This window comes from Alistipes sp. D31t1_170403_E11, from assembly GCF_015553985.1.
Classification (GTDB): domain Bacteria; phylum Bacteroidota; class Bacteroidia; order Bacteroidales; family Rikenellaceae; genus Alistipes; species Alistipes montrealensis.
Genome location: NZ_JADNHQ010000001.1, coordinates 690,682 through 706,211 on the forward strand (window position 1 = coordinate 690,682; position 15,530 = coordinate 706,211).

General features: G+C 58.3%; 7 protein-coding genes. 3 read left to right on the forward strand and 4 right to left on the reverse strand.

Going from position 1 to position 15,530, the window contains the following annotated elements; translation table 11 throughout:
- Positions 1 to 44 precede the first annotated feature (44 nt).
- The 3 genes from I2E69_RS02625 (at position 45) to I2E69_RS02635 (ending at position 6,354) form a co-directional block, all read left to right on the forward strand.
- Entirely contained in the window at positions 45 to 1,958 is a 1,914-nt protein-coding gene (locus tag I2E69_RS02625) for a BACON domain-containing protein (RefSeq protein WP_229095364.1), read from the forward strand.
- An 83-nt stretch (positions 1,959 to 2,041) separates the two neighbouring features.
- Positions 2,042 to 3,976: a LamG-like jellyroll fold domain-containing protein gene (locus tag I2E69_RS02630; RefSeq protein ID WP_195458588.1), complete on the forward strand. Its 1,935-nt coding sequence runs from the start codon at positions 2,042 to 2,044 to the stop codon at positions 3,974 to 3,976.
- Positions 3,977 to 4,104: 128 nt separating this feature from the next.
- Positions 4,105 to 6,354, forward strand: coding sequence for a CotH kinase family protein (locus I2E69_RS02635; protein ID WP_195458589.1), 2,250 nt, complete (start codon positions 4,105 to 4,107; stop codon positions 6,352 to 6,354).
- Positions 6,355 to 6,430: 76 nt separating this feature from the next.
- Here the strand turns inward: I2E69_RS02635 and I2E69_RS02640 are convergent, their stop codons facing one another.
- From I2E69_RS02640 to I2E69_RS02655, 4 genes are read right to left on the reverse strand one after another with little or no spacing between them, the layout of a single operon-like run.
- On the reverse strand, positions 6,431 to 8,665 hold the full coding sequence (locus tag I2E69_RS02640; RefSeq protein WP_195458590.1) for a GH92 family glycosyl hydrolase: 2,235 nt from the start codon (positions 8,663 to 8,665) through the stop codon (positions 6,431 to 6,433).
- A gap of 10 nt (positions 8,666 to 8,675) precedes the next feature.
- On the reverse strand, positions 8,676 to 12,218 hold the full coding sequence (locus tag I2E69_RS15380; protein WP_195458591.1) for a GH92 family glycosyl hydrolase: 3,543 nt from the start codon (positions 12,216 to 12,218) through the stop codon (positions 8,676 to 8,678).
- Positions 12,219 to 14,456, reverse strand: coding sequence for a GH92 family glycosyl hydrolase (locus I2E69_RS02650; protein ID WP_195458592.1), 2,238 nt, complete (start codon positions 14,454 to 14,456; stop codon positions 12,219 to 12,221).
- Complete coding sequence (locus I2E69_RS02655) at positions 14,453 to 15,463, reverse strand: glycoside hydrolase family 130 protein (protein ID WP_195458593.1); 1,011 nt, start codon at positions 15,461 to 15,463, stop codon at positions 14,453 to 14,455. Before I2E69_RS02655 ends, I2E69_RS02650 begins: the two co-directional genes overlap by 4 nt.
- Between the last annotated feature and the right edge of the window lie 67 nt (positions 15,464 to 15,530).

Sequence of the window (15,530 nt, forward strand, 5' to 3'; positions counted from 1 at the left end):
ACTAACCTTTTAATTACCAGAACATGAAAAAAAGATCATTTTTGATGTTTCTTGCAGGAGCGCTCGCCTTCTCCGGGGCATTCGTCTCCTGTAACGATTCGGACGACACGGACGGTGTGAACAAACTGGAAGTTACGCCCTCGACCGACATTTCGTTCAAGGCCGGCGCAAACGAAGACATAGTCCTGACCGTCGTCACCGATGCCGAAAAATGGAGCGTCGAGAAAACCGACTGGATCACCGTCAAGCAGAACGGCAACAAACTGACGGTGAACGCCGAGGCAAATACGACGGAATCGGCGCGTCCGGGACGTATCACGATTTCGGCCGGAAACGCAGAGCCCGTTAAAATCAACGTGCTGCAGGAAGCCGCCGAAGTCGGTGAAATCGTACTGAGCGTAACGCCGTCGGAGGCTATCGCTTTCGAAGCCAAAGACAACCAGCCCGTCGTGCTGACCGTTACCACCAACGCCTCCGAATGGACGTACACCTATCCGGAGGAGTGGATGACCGCCTCGAAAGAGGGCGACAAGCTGACGGTTAACGCCAAAGATAACACAGGCGAGGCTCATATGGGTCAAATCGTCGTTACCGCCGAGCAGAAGACGGTGAAGATCGCCGTAACACAGAAGGCCGCTTCGACCGATCCCGGGCCGAGCGCCAAGATCACCGGTTCGCTGAAGACAGAAGATGCGCTGTCACATATGTTCCCCTTCAAGGAGCCCGAAGCCGTCAAGAAGACCCTCACGTTCGAGTTGGAGAAGGCTGCCGAGGCCGAAACCCAGGTAAAAATCAATCTCGACGAGGCTTATGTCGCCGAGTACAACTATCTCAACGGAACCAAGTTCGTCGCGTTCCCCAAAGCGAACGTCGCCATCGCCGACAACGGCATTCTGACGATCGCCGCAGGCGCTACAAGCGGCTCGATCGAAGTTACGCTCTCACCGAGCTCGGACCTCTCCATCACGGATGCTTACATGGCTCCCCTGCAAGCCGTGGCCCAGTCGAACAACGTAACCGTGAAAACCGACGCCTCGCGTGTGAACTTCACCATCAAGCAGCAAGGCTCGAAAACGGTCAAGAATTTCCTCTATTTCGAGGTAAACGACACCAATCCACTCAACGCGCTGGAATATGTGCTGGAGGACGGCCAGTTGTTCTTCGATGCCGTTGTACTCTTCTCAGGCAACATCCACTGGGATACGCAGAGCGGCAAACCGTACATGCACTACAACGACAACGTAACGGCACTGCTTAAGGATAAGGATCTCTATATCCAGCCGCTGCGCGACCGAGGCATCAAGGTACTGATGGGCGTCCTGGGCGACCACGACGGCAGCGGTCCGGCCAACCTGACAGAAAAGGGCGCCGAAGTGTTCGCCGAGCACCTTGCCGAGATGTGCGTCGAATACGGTCTCGACGGTATTTGCATGGACGACGAATATTCGGAGTACTACAAAGCTCCCAACAACGACTATTTCACGGGCAGCAGCACTTCGCTTTTGCAGGCCACCCGCCTTCTGGAGCGCGCGAACTATTACATGAAGAAAGATGTACCCTGGGATACGATGATCGCCGTATTCTACTGGGGCGTCTACGGTTCGGGAATGCCGGAGGTCAACGGCCGCCAGCCGGCTGAGTTCGTCGATATGGTCAATGCCAACTACGGTGGTTCCGCCTGGCCGGTGGCCGGCGGCGACAAGTCGATGTGTTCGTTCATGTCCGTCGAGTGCAACCTCGGAGGCGGTTCGGTTACTGAAGCGTCGGCACGTTCGGCCAAAGAGGCCGGTTACGGCTGGTGCATGTGGTTTGCACTCGACCCTGTACTGTACCGCGAGCCTTGGGGCAAGCTGTCGGCTGCGGCCAAAGGTCTTTACGACCAGGATCTGAAACCGCGCACCGGTTACTACAAGAAACTCGGAGCAGGCAGGTACGATCCCAAACGTTACGAAAACTAATCCAACCAATTCGGCGGCGGTATAAAAAACGCTTGCGCGTACGTACCGCCGCCTTTTTCCCAACAAAAACAAATTAACACACCATGAAAATAGCTAAATGGCTCCTTTTCGCTGCAACCGCACTCGTATGTTGCGGAGCCTGCGACGATAAAGACAACGAGGAACCCGCACCGGGTCCGGACAAAATCGCCATCACTCCGAAAACGGCCAACGTCAGCAGCAAAGGCGGTGAGGCCTCGGTAATGGTTACCAGCTCGGGCGAATGGACGCTTACGGGCGATGCGAACGACTATGTGACCCCTTCCGTCCTGAAAGGTAAGGACGGCGACATCGTAAAGTTCACGGTGAAAGCCAACGACAAGGAGGAGGACCAGACCTTCAACTATACGTTCACCTGCGGCAAGGAGAAGGCTCCCTATGCAATTACCCTTAAGAAGAAAGCCTCGCAGACCGAGGAGCAACTCGAAATTACCTTCGTGCCCGAATCGAACATTCTAACCCGCGAAGGCGGAGATGTCTCGGTGTTGGTAACCAGCTCGGACAAATGGACGCTCGAAGGCTCCTACACCTTCGTACACCCGTCGGCCACCAGCGGCAGCGACGGCGCCGAAGTGACCTTCACCGTCGATCCCAACGAAACCGAAGAGGACAAAGTCGCCGACTACATCTTCAAAATGGGCAGCAAGGAGGTCGCTTTCCAGATCACGCTGAAAGGCGGCGTCATCTATACCCTGGAGATCGTCGGGGAGAAGGAGCTGAAGTTCGCCTACACGAAACAGGACAGAATCGCCGTAACGCTGAACACGAATGTTCCGTACCGCGACCTGGCCGCCGAGATCACCTCGACCGAGGAGGGCTGGCTGACAAAGGGCGTGACCGTTCAGGGAGCCACCGAGACCGAAGCCATCATGTACTTCGACATGACGCAGAACAACGGCCTCAATCCGCGCGAGGCTTCGATAAAGATCACCGGCCCCGAGGGCGGTGAAGACATCCTGAAGATCACGCAGATGCCCCAGTCCAAAATCAGCGTGGAGGAACTTTCCTACTATCTGGAGACAACGGGTACGACGCTCGAAGTTCCCGTAGCGGCCAACGTCGAGTTCGACGTAACGCTCTCCGAATCGGCAGGAACCTGGTTCTCTTACAGTGGAATGGTGGACAACAAACTGAAATTCACGTATCAGGACCTGCCCGAGGGAACCATACGTTCCTGCACGGCGACCCTCACCGAAAAGAATCCCGCCGAAGGCACGCAGCCGCTGACCGTTGTTCTTATGTTCTCGCAGAAGACCAAGGGGATGATCAGCACGGCCGTCAACATGACGGGAACGCGCGCATGGCCCGCATGGACCGACCCTGCGCCCGTTACCAACATGAAGGCCTTCACGCTCGAAGCGCTGGTGAACCCGACAGTCAACAGAACCAGCGGCAGCCTGTCGACGATCATGGGCATCGAGGGCAAATTCCTTCTTCGCCTGGGCGACGTGGGCATTCCCTGGAATCAAGTTCAGGTAGCCTGGGATTCCGGAAAACAGGGAACCTGGGGCAATATCGAGGGGAAACTCTCCAACGCGGACATGAAACTCAACGTCAACGAATGGACCCATGTAGCCGTTACATTCGGAGAAGGTACGGTCAAAGTGTTCATTAACGGCGTGGAGAAAGGCTCGACGACGACAGACGTTCCCTCGACGGTGAATTTCGGCATCGAGCACAACGACGAACAGGCTCCTTCGGGACAGACGATCACCCGTTGTTTCTGGGTAGGCTACTCATATGAGAGCGCACGTGATTTCCGGGGCATGATGTCCGAACTCCGTATCTGGAACCGGGCGCTGACTGCCGACGAACTCGCAAACGAGGCCCGCCGTTACGACGTGGATCCCAAATCGGACGGTCTGGTTACCTACTGGAAATTCGACGAAGGCCAGGGCGATGTCGTCAAAGACCACACGACCTACCGCAACGACCTGGCTTCCGACGGTCTGAAATGGGAAACCGTCAGCCTGCCCTAAACGCACACGACACAAACCGAGCAGAAGCAGCTCCGAACCGGCTGGTTCGGGGCTGCTCCTTTTTCCAACGGATGCACTGCAATCCGACCGACAGGAAAAAAACATTCTTCAACCCAACACAAACCAAAATGAAATTTTCATTCCGTTTTCTCATGCCGGCCTGCACACTGCTTTCAGGCCTGATGTTCGGAGCCTGCTCCGACAAGGACAACCAGATCGACGAATTGCCGGAGCCCCCCTACCTCACCGTCTCCGAAACGACGTTCGATAACGTCGACGTCGACGATATCACGCTTTACACGACGGTAACCTCCAATCGGACCGTACAGATCGAATCCTCCGAAAAATGGTGCGAAGCCGAGCTTCTCGCCGACACCGAGAAAGACAACCTCCGTCTGACCCTCATGGCCAACCCCGACGAAAAGGAACGCACGGCGACCGTCACGGTAAGCGCTCCGGAGTGCGAATCGGCGACAATCACCGTAACGCAGGCCGCACGCACGCCGGAACCGTTTCTCACAGTCTCCGCCAAGGAGTTTCCCGAAGTAGGCAGTGCGGGCGAAAAACTCTCGGCGACGATAACGACCAACCAGCCGGGCGTTCAGGTCGAGTCCAGCGAAAAATGGTGCGAAGCCTCCTATAACCCCTCGGCGGAGAAAAACAACCTCACGCTGACCGTCTCCGCCAACTCCGGCGCACAACGCACCGCAACGGTTACGATAAGCGTTCCGGCGTGCGAACCGAAGCAGATCATCGTTACGCAGCTCAAAAAGGTTAACGGGAACTGCGACCTGCTGACCTTCGGCATTACGAAATCGAAGAATCCTGCACTGACGGGCGACCTCGCGTTCACGTTCGACAAAAACGCGCGTACGCTCAAAGCCATGTACCTGAAATGGATCGAGGGTGTAAACCCGGAGATAATGATTCCTACATTCACGCACAATGGTGAAAAGGTGCTCGTAAACGGTGCGCCGATCGTCTCCGGCGAAACGAAGATTTCCCTGGCTAAAGACGTGGAGGTGGAAGTGGTAGCCGAAAACGGAGATAAGAAAGTCTATACCGTAACGCTGAACTGCCCGCAGATCAACACCGAACTGGCGGTACTCCACATGCGGCCTGCCTCCGAGATCGTCGGCAAGGAGAACTACGTGGATACCCGAATCGAACTCTTCGACAAAACGCCCGGAGCAACCGGAAGCGGATGGTGGAATACGGACGAAAACGGCAAAACAATCCAGATGCGCGGACGCGGCAACTCGACGTGGGGGCTTCCGAAAAAACCCTTCCGCATGAAATTCCCCGAGAAGTTCAGCCCGATCGGCCTCGACCACGCCAAGGAGAAAAGCTGGGTGCTGCTGGCGCAGGATATGGACAAATCGCTGATCCGTACGCATATCGCCTTTTCGTACTCGCGCATTCTCTACAATAAGGCGGATAATTACCACGACAATGCCGCCGTACTTTTCACCCCCTGTTCGAAATACGTCAACGTCTATTTCACGGGTACGTATTACGACAGTTCGACGGGCCGTCGCGAACAGAAGGTCGGCGACTATCTGGGCATTTACCAGATGAGCGACCAGATGGAGCGCGCCCCCGGCCGCATCGAGGTCGACAAACTCAACGAAACGTCACCCTCCGAAGACATCGAAGGCGGTTACATCATCGAAACCGACATCCACGAAGGCAATTTCTATTCGGCCATGAAGCGGGTCAAGATGAGTTACAAATACCCCAAGGACGACGAATGCAAACCCGAGCAGTACACGTATATCACCGATTTCATCAACCGGGCCGAACAGGCGCTTTACGCCTCCGACTACAAAGACCGCGAGAAGGGCTGGCGCAGGTACTTCGACGAGAAGAGCCTCGCGGACTTCGTCATCATCAAGGAACTGGCGGGCGATTTGGACGGCTATACGAGTACCTACATGTACAAACGCCGCGGAGTAGACAAACTCTTCTTCGGTCCGATCTGGGATTGCGACAAGGGTTGGAACAACGACAAGCGCATCCCCCATGCAAGCTACCAGCCGCTGTCGAGCCTGATGATCCATGCCGGATTCTGGATGCCTTCCTACGTCGAGAACGACTGGTTCTGGCGTTTATGGGAGGATGAGAGTTTCCGGGCCTTCGTCGCAAAGCGCTGGGCGGACAAGAAAGCCGAACTGATCGCCGTGACCGATCGAATCCTGGACGAAGTCCCCGTCGACATGGCCAAGGCCGTCGAAGCGAACTTCTCGGTATGGAAATTCTATTACCAGTACAGCGACGAAGCCAACATGCCGGCCAGGACCTACTCCGAAGAAATCGCGCGCATCCGCACGCTGACCCAGCAACGCGCTGCCCTGCTCGACAAACTCTTCAACAAATAACCAGACCTGTAACAACAAAGGGCCGGACTGCAATAGTCCGGCCCTTTGTTGTTGCTTCGAAATACAGAAGCGGCGGTTATTTGTCATTCGGTTCGGACTGCATGTCGAACCGGATACGAGCCCCCTTCACGAGGTCGGAATAATTCAGGAACGTCTTGTCATACGGCTTTCCGTCGATGGCCATTTTACCGACATAACGGTTCTCGGAGCTGTTCTCCGGGGCGTCGATCTCGATCGTATTGCCGTTTTCGAGGTGGATGACGGCCTTGCGGAACAGCGGCGAGCCGACTGCGTATTCGTCCGAACCGGGGCACACGGGATAGAACCCCAGTGCCGAGAAGACGTACCAGGCCGAAGTCTGTCCGTTGTCCTCATCGCCGCAGTAGCCGTCGGGCTTGGCCGAGTAGAGACGATCCATCACCTCGCGCGTCCACCACTGCGCCTTCCACGGCTGGCCGACGTAGTCATACAGGTAAATCATGTGCTGTGCAGGCTGGTTGCCGTGGGCGTAGTTGCCCATGTTAGCCACCTGCATTTCGGTGATCTCGTGGATACGCACCCCGTAGTAACTGTCGTCGTAGATCGGCGGCACGACGAATACTGAATCGAGCATCTGCACGAAGCCCTCCTTGCCGCCCATCAACTCCGCAAGCCCTTCGACATCGTGGAACACCGACCAGGTGTAGTGCCACGAGTTGCCTTCGGTGAAAGCGTCGCCCCACTTGTAGGGGCTGAAAGGCGACTGGAACGTCCCGTCGGCATTGCGTCCCCGCATCAGGCGGGTCTCGGGATCGAACAGGTTTTTATAGTTCTGCGAAGCCTTTTCCAGCATCGCAGCGTCGTCGGTTTTTCCCAGTTTTTTCGCCACCTGCGCAATACACCAGTCGTCGTAGGCATATTCGAGCGTGCGGGCCGCATTTTCGTTGATGCCGACATTATAGGGTACATACCCCAATGTGTTGTAATACGCGTACCCGAGGCGGCCCGTGGAACTTACCGTGGGATGCACCGCGGTACGCCCGTGCAGCATCGCCTCGTAGAGCGTCGCAACGTCCCCCTCGGGAGTGATGCCTTTGAGAATGGCATCCGCCGCTACGGACGCCGAGTTGTTGCCCACCATGCAGCCGCGGTGTCCGGGCGAAGCCCATTCGGGCAGGAAGCCGCTCTCACGGTAGGTATTGGCCAGGCCCGCCTGGATTTCGGCGTTGACCGAAGGGTAAACGAGGTTCAACAGCGGGAACAGGCTCCGGAACGTATCCCAGAAACCCGTGTCGGTATACATGTAACCCGGCAGCACCTCGCCGTTGTAGGGGCTGTAATGGATTGGATTGCCCGCAGCGTCGATTTCGTAAAACTTGCGCGGGAAGAGCGTCGAACGGTAGAGGCACGAATAGAACGTGCGGTATTGTTCTTCGGAACCGCCCGAAACCTCGATCGCTCCCAGCACCTCGTCCCAGCGCGCCTGGGCCTTTCCCTTCACCACATCGAACGAATCGTCGCCCAGTTCTCCCAGGTTACGCACGGCCTGCTCTTCGGAGATAAACGACGAAGCCACACGGGCCGTGACCCGCTCGCCGCGGCGCGTGGTGAAATAGACGGCTGCCAGCGCATGGCCGCCTTCGACCGACGAGCCGGCGATTTCCCGCTCCCCGTCGAACAGCTTGCTGCTCTCGATCGGTTTGTCGAAGCGGATGACGAAGTAATTGCGGAAGTTGTCGGGTACTCCGCCGCTGTTGCGGGTCGTATAGCCCGCAACGGTCCGCTCGTCGAGCACCTTCACCGAGGAACCGCGGTCGAAGGCGTCGATCACAACGCCGCTCTCGGCGCTTTCGGGAAAGGTGAAACGAAGGATCGCCGCACGCTCCGTCGGAGCCATTTCGGCCACAACGTCGTGGTCGGCGAGATATACGCTGTAATAATACGGCCGGGCTGTTTCCGACTGATGCGAAAACCAGCTCTGGCGGGCGTTCTCGTCGATCTTGTCCTTCCCGCGTACGGGCATCAGCGAAAATTGTCCGTAGTCGTTGATCCACGGCGAGGGCTGGTGCGTCTGCTTCAGGCCCCGGATCGTGTGGGCCCCGTAGGTATAAGTCCAGCCGTTGCCCATCTTACCCGTCTGCGGGGTCCAGAAGTTCATACCCCACGGCAGGGCCACCGCCGGATAGGTGTTGCCCGTCGAAAGCGTATAGTCCGACTGCGTGCCGACAAGCGTCGAGACGTATTCCGAAGGCCGCAGAAGTTGCTCCTGCGGCGTGGTTTTGCAACAGGCGGAGGCAAGGACTGCGAGAGTCAGGATTGCGAGGTTTTTCATCGTATTGCGTTTAGTTTATGGAGTTCAGCAGGTCTGTTTTCCCTTCGTTCACGAGTTTGAGTATCAACTCCCCGAACAGCGTATTTTGCCACGCGAACCATGCACGGGTGAAGTTCGCGGCATCGTGGCGCGAGAAGGATTCGTGCATGAAGCCCGTCCCGGCATCGGTCGTCATCAGGGCCACGATACAATCGCGGATTTCAGCGTCGTCGTCCGACGTGAAGGCCCGCATCATGATGCTCATGGGCCAGATCATTTCGACCCCGATATGCGGACCGCCGATACCCTCGCCTGCCGCGCCGCGCCAAAAATAAGGATTATCTCCGCTCCAAACAAATTTTCGGGTATTTTCGTAAACCGGATCGCCGCGATCGACATCGCCCAGGTAGGGCATTGCCAACAGCGACGGCACGTTGGCGTCGTCCATCAACTGACGCGAACCGAAACCGTCGACCTCGAAGGCGTAGATTTTACCGTATTCGGGGTGCTCCACGACCGCATGTTTCTGCAACGCCTCTTCCACCTCTCCGGCCAGCGCCGTGCACTCTGCGGCAAGTTCCCGCTCGCCGTTCACCGCCGTCAGTATTTCGGCGGCCTTGCGCAGCGACGTGACGGCCATGAAGTTCGACGGCACGAGGAATCCGAAGGTCGTGGCGTCGTCCGAGGGACGGAACGCCGAGACGATCAGTCCCACGGGTTTCACCGGATTGCCGCGCCCCACGTGACAGCGGGTATCCAACTGGCGGTCGGTCGTACGCAGAAAGATGTAATCGCCCGGCCCTTCCTTCATCTGCTGCTCTTTCAAAGTTTTCACGATATTGCGCATCGCCTCGACCCATTCGGCATCGAAGACCGACGCGTCGCCCGTGGTTGTCCAGTAATGGTGCGCAAGGCGCAGAGGATAACAGTGCGAGTCAATCTCCCATTTGCGCTCGAAAACCCAGGGACTTTGATCGTTGCCCGGATAGCCGACATCCTCGCCGTCACCCGTAGGGCCGACGTTGAAGGCATTAGCGTAAGGATCGATATTGATCAGTTTCAACTGACGGCGGATTACGCCTGCGATCATCCGCTGCAACTGCGGGTCCTTACGGCACAACTGCACATAGGGCCACACCTGCGCCCCCGAGTCGCGCAGCCACATGGCCGGAATGTCGCCTGTATAGACGTAGGTGTCGGGATTGCCCGCTTCGTCCTCGCCGTAATGCACCGTCGTGTCGAGCGTATTGGGAAAGCAGTTGGCGAACATCCACCGGAGGCGCTCGTTGGTCAGAAGACCGCATACGCGGGCGATCTCCCCTTCCACTGCTTCCGATTTAAAAAGCCGTTTTTCCTCCGCAGGACGCTGGTCGGCGTACGCCTCCGGTTCGTCGGGGCAGTACCATACCTTCTCTTCGGCCCCCATCTCGAAACACAGTTCCCCGCCCTTCATCACGTCGGCATGACCGATCCAGGGCTTCGTGTAGGGTTGGCCGTTGAGCCAAACACGCTGGATATACTTGTTAACGGCGGAGTTGTTCTCGGCTGTGATCGTGAACACGCCGCCCGGAACGCGGATTTCAGCCCGGTCGAACAGGGGCGAGCCGAACCAGTAGCGCCCTCCCGCAGGTTCGACTTCGTACATGCCCAGCGACGAGAGCACATACCAGGCCGACATCTGCCCCACGTCCTCGTTGCCCGACAAACCGTCCGGCCGGTCGTGGTACAAGGTCGTGAGCACCTCGCGGACCTTGTCGGCCGTTTTCCACGGCTGGCCCAGCATCGTGTAGAGGTAGAGGATATGGTGGCTCGGTTCGTTGCCGTGGGCGTACTGGCCGATCAGGCCCGAGATGTCGGGCGAAGTCTCGCCGCCCTCGACGACCGAACTGACCGTAAAGAGCGAGTCCAGTTTTTCGAGCATTTTCTCCCGGCTTCCGAACAACCCTTCGAGCCCCCGAACGTCGTGCGGCGCCAGCCACGTATACTGCCAGGCATTGCCTTCGCAATAATCGTCGGCGCGGTGTGTCGAAGCGAACGCATTGAACGGCGTGCGCCAGCCTTTTTTCGAATCCCTGCCCCGCATAAATCCCGTCTGCGAGTCGAAATAGTTGCGGTAGGAATGGCTGCGGGTTGTGAAGAGCTTCGCATCGGCCTCTTTGCCCAGCGCTTCGGCGGCACGCGCCGCCGCGCCGTCGGCCAGCGCATACTCCATATCATAGGCGACGGCCTCGTTGAACATCTCGCAAGGGATGTAACCGTACTCCATCCGCAGGCCGTTGCCCCGGTCGGGGTTCATGGCCGTCTTACGGATCGCCTCGAAAGCCTTTTCCCGGTCAAAACCCCCGATGCCCTTTACGATGGCGTCGGCAACGGCCACAATACCCGGGTTGCCTACCATGCAGTCGGTCTCGTTGCCCCACAAGTGCCACACCGGAAGGCGGCCCTGCTCGTCGGCGATATGCAGCATCGTCTGCACGATGTCGGGCATCTTTTCAGGATGCAGTACCGTCATCAGCGGCATTGCGGCCCGGTAGGTGTCCCACAGCGAGAAGGTCGTATAATTCGTGAACCCGGCGTTGCGGTGGATTTCATGGTCCGAGCCGTAGTAGTCGCCGTTCACGTCGCAGAAAACCGACGGGGCGATCATCGTATGGTAAAGGGCCGTGTAGAAAATGCGCCGGGCGGCATCGTCCGTGGTCGTGATCTTCACTTTCGACAACTCGGCGTTCCATTTCGCATCGGCATCGGCGGCCGTAGCGTCGAAATCCCACCCGGAAAGCTCCGCGGCGAGGTTCGCTTTCGCGCCTTCGATACTCACGGGCGAAAGGGCCACCTTCAGAAGCAACTGCTCGCCATCCGACGTGCAGAACGATGCCCGGGCGTATTTGTCCCCGACAGTCTCGAACTCCGCGAAGGGCTTCGAGAACTCTGCCACGAAATAGACCCGTTGATCTTTGGCCCAGCCCGTCGAATAACGGTAACCGCATATCTGCTGCGGATTGTCCCCGATGACAAAAGCCGTCTCGGTAGCTTTGTCCCAGCAGCCGCCGTTCTCCAGGTCGAAGACCACGGCGGCCTTTTCAGACACGGGGAAGGTGTAGCGGTGAAATCCTACACGCTCCGTTGCAGTCATCTCGGCCGTAATTCCGTAGCGCGTCAGCGGAACCGAGTAATAACCGGGTTTCGTGATCTCCCGCGTACGGTCGGCGTAGGACCACAGGCCCGAGGCCGGGTCCTTCTCCTCGCCGCGGGCATAGGTCACGTCCCCCGTAACGGGCATAACGGTAATGTCGAACAGGTCGCCGATACCCGTACCGGAGAGGTGTGTGTGCGAGAAGCCGATCACCGTCGAATCCGACACGTGGTAGCCCGAGCACCAGTCCCACGTCTGAGGAATGCTCGTCGGCCCCACCTGCACCAGGCCGAACGGCACGTTGGCCCCCACGAAGACGTGGCCGTGGCCGCCCGTCCCGATCTTCGGGTCCACGAAGCGTGTTAAATCATTGTCCTCCGCAGACTGCGAGCAGGCTCCCAGCAGCAACGCAGCGGCGATCAGTAGTTTTGCATGTTTCATCTATCTCTTGTTTTTAAGTTCGAAGGTCAGTTTGCCGCCGCGGAGCAGTTCGTCGTGGCTCAGGCGGTATTTTGTCAGGGGCTTTCCCCCGAGGGTCATTTTGTCGATATACCCCTCGCCGCTTTTTTCGATTACCAGCGTTCCCCGCTCCGTGTCGATCTCGGCCCGGTCGAACATCGGGGCTGTCAGCGTATAGAACGGTTCGCCGGGGCAGTCGGGGTAAAGACCCAGCATCGTGAAGACCGCCCAGGCCGACATCGTCCCCGTGTCGTCGTTGCCCGGGATGCCGTCGGGCCAGATTGTGAAATACTTCTCCAGCAAACGCCGCGTCTGGCGCTGCGTGCGCCACTCCTCGCCCCGGAAGCGGCTGAACAAATAGGCATAAGCGATGTCGGGTTCGTTCGCCGGGTCATACAACCCCTCGTCGAAGACCATTTGCAGTTTATCGACGAATTTGCGCCGTCCGCCCATCAGCCGCACGAGTCCCTCCACATCGTGCGGGACGTAGAACGTATAGTTCCATGCCGAGCCCTCGTGGAAGCCCGGTGCGGCGGAGAAATTCTCGCCCGCCTTCGGGTCGAAGGGCGCAAGGAACGTTCCGTCGGGGTTAATCGGCCGCAACGTCCCGCTCTCTTGATCGTAATAGTTTTTGTACCCCCGCGAACGTTCTCGGAACAATGCCGCGTCGTCCTTGTGTCCGAGCGAATCGGCCAGCAGCGACAGGGCCGCGTCGGCGACATAGTATTCCAGCGCATGCGAGACGGAGGTGTCGCCCGCAAGGTCCTTGGCATAGAACCCCAGCGGGATATAGCCTTTTTCAATATAGGGGTCGATGTCCGGACGCAGGCGGTTCTCCGCCCCGGGCGTTGTCGCCGACTTGCGCATCGCTTCGTAGGCCTTCGCCACGTCGAAATCCCGAAGGCCCTTCATCCAACTGTCGACGATCACGGGGATCGACGGGTCGCCCTCCATCGTGAAGGTCTCGCGTCCGTAAAGCTCCCATTTGGGAAGCCATCCCCACTCCTCGTACATGCCCACCATCGAGCGCAGCATCTCCGCCTGACGGTCCGGGTAGACCAACGTCAGCAGTTGGTGCAGATTACGGTAGGTGTCCCACAGCGAGAAGACCGTATAGCGGTCGCCGTCCGTAACCCCGACCTCGCCGCTCCGCTCCATCAGCGGGTATTCGCCGTTCACGTCGCTCACGAGGTTCGGGTGGATCAGCGTATGGTAAAGCGCCGTATAGAACACCGTCTGCTGAGCCTCCGTGCCGCCTTCAACGCGAATACGTCCCAGTGCCTCGTTCCAAGCCTTGCGGGCCTGTTCCCGGAGCGCGTCGAACGTCGTGTCCGCAGGCTGTTCCGCATCGAGGTTTTTCCGGGCGTTCTCCGCCGAGACGAACGAGACGCCCATACGCACCTCGACCTGTTCATCTTCCGCCAGTCCGTCGAACGTGAACCAGTAGCCCACGTCGTCGCCCGCCAGCTCGCGGCCGTAGGAGGTGTAAAGTTTGTATTTCCCGTTGTCCTTGTCCCATTCGGCTTCGACACCGTGCTTCGGGGGTTGTTTCTTCCAGTACCCCGAGGCCGTCGGGGTCTTCGAAACGCGCAGCACGAAATAGACCGGAAAAACGGCCTGCGGGTTGTAGCAGAACGTGCCCAGCAGTTTCGTGCCCTCGATCTCGGTCGCGCTAACGCGGCGCACCATCGCCCCCGACTCGTTGGTAAGCCCCTCGCCGAGGTTTAGCAGAATATGCCCTTCTCCTCCGGGGAACGTGTACCGTTCGGCCGAGGTCCGCGCCGTGGCCGCGGCTTCGGCAAGGACGCCGTATTTTTCCAGAAAGACCGAGTAATAGCCCGGAGATGCCTTTTCGTCCCTGTACGACGTGCCGTACTCCCGGTAATCCGCCGTCAGCGGTCCGGTCGTCGCCATCGTCAGCAGCGACCCCATTTCGGGACACCCCACGCCGCTCAGGGCGACGTGCGCGAAACCCGTGAAGAACTTGTTGTGGAACTCGTAAGGCGTACTCCACCACCGCGCGTCCTTGTCGAAAACGTTTTCAGCGGAACCCATCACATTGAACGGAACCACCGACATCATCCCGTTCGGCGTAACCGCCCCGGGATTGGTCGTGCCGAAATTCGTAGTCCCGATAAACGGATCGACCCGGTCGGCGGGCGTCTGCGCACGGGCGGCGAGCGTCAAGGCGAGGGCCGTCAGCAGCGCAAGGCGTTTCATAAGATCGAATTTTTCTTCGTGAAGTCGATAATCTCGTCGATATAACCGAACGCAAGGCCCGTAACCGTGTCGGCACAGCCGTAGTAAACGGCCACCCTTCCCGTTTCGGGATCGTGCAGCGCGGCGCAGGGGAACGTGACGTTCGGAACGTCGCCCATACATTCGTACGTCTCGCGCGGCGAGATCAGGTAGGGACCGCTGCGTGCCAGGACCTTCCACGGCTGGTCGAGGTCCAGCAATGCCGAGCCGAAGGCATAGACATAGCCGTTGCACGAGCGGAGCACACCGTGATAGAACAGCAGCCAGCCCTCCGACGTTTCGATGGGCACGGGACCCGCGCCGACCTTCATGCACTGCCACGCGCTCTTTTCGAACTCGGCGGGCGACATCACGTGCCGGTGGCGGCCCCAGAACTCCATATCCGGACTCTCCGAGTAGAAGATGTCCCCGAAGGCCGTGTGACCGTTGTCGCTCGGGCGCGATAGCATCGCAAACTTACCCCCGATCTTGCGCGGGAACAGCACCCCGTTGCGGTTGAACGGGATAAAGGCGTTCTCCAGCTGGTGGAACGTCTCGAAATCATCCGTCCACGCGATGCCGATCGTAGGACCGTGGTAGCCATTGCACCACGTAACGTAGTATTTATCCTCGATCTTCGCCACGCGAGGGTCGTAGCCGTAGACCCACTCCCCGATTTCGGCGTCCCCGCCTGTCAGGCGGAAATCCGCTTCCTCGATCTCCCATTTCAGTCCGTCCACCGAAAAGCCGACGTGAATACGCATCCGGCGGTTCGTATCGTCGCAGCGGAAGACGCCCGCATAGTTATAGCTCCCCTTTTTGAACGGAACGACTGCCGAGTTAAAGACCGAGTTCGAGGTCGACAAGGCGTCCCGACCGATAATCGGGTTCGCACTGTAACGCCACAGAACCTCTTTGGAGCCCGCGGGACGATCCTCCCAAGGCATATCCGGCAGTGCCGGACCGCATATTTTCAAGTTCGAGTTCATAATTCTATGATTTAATTGATACTGATTTTATTGAGTAGCAAATATACGACTATTTTTCGGGAATAAA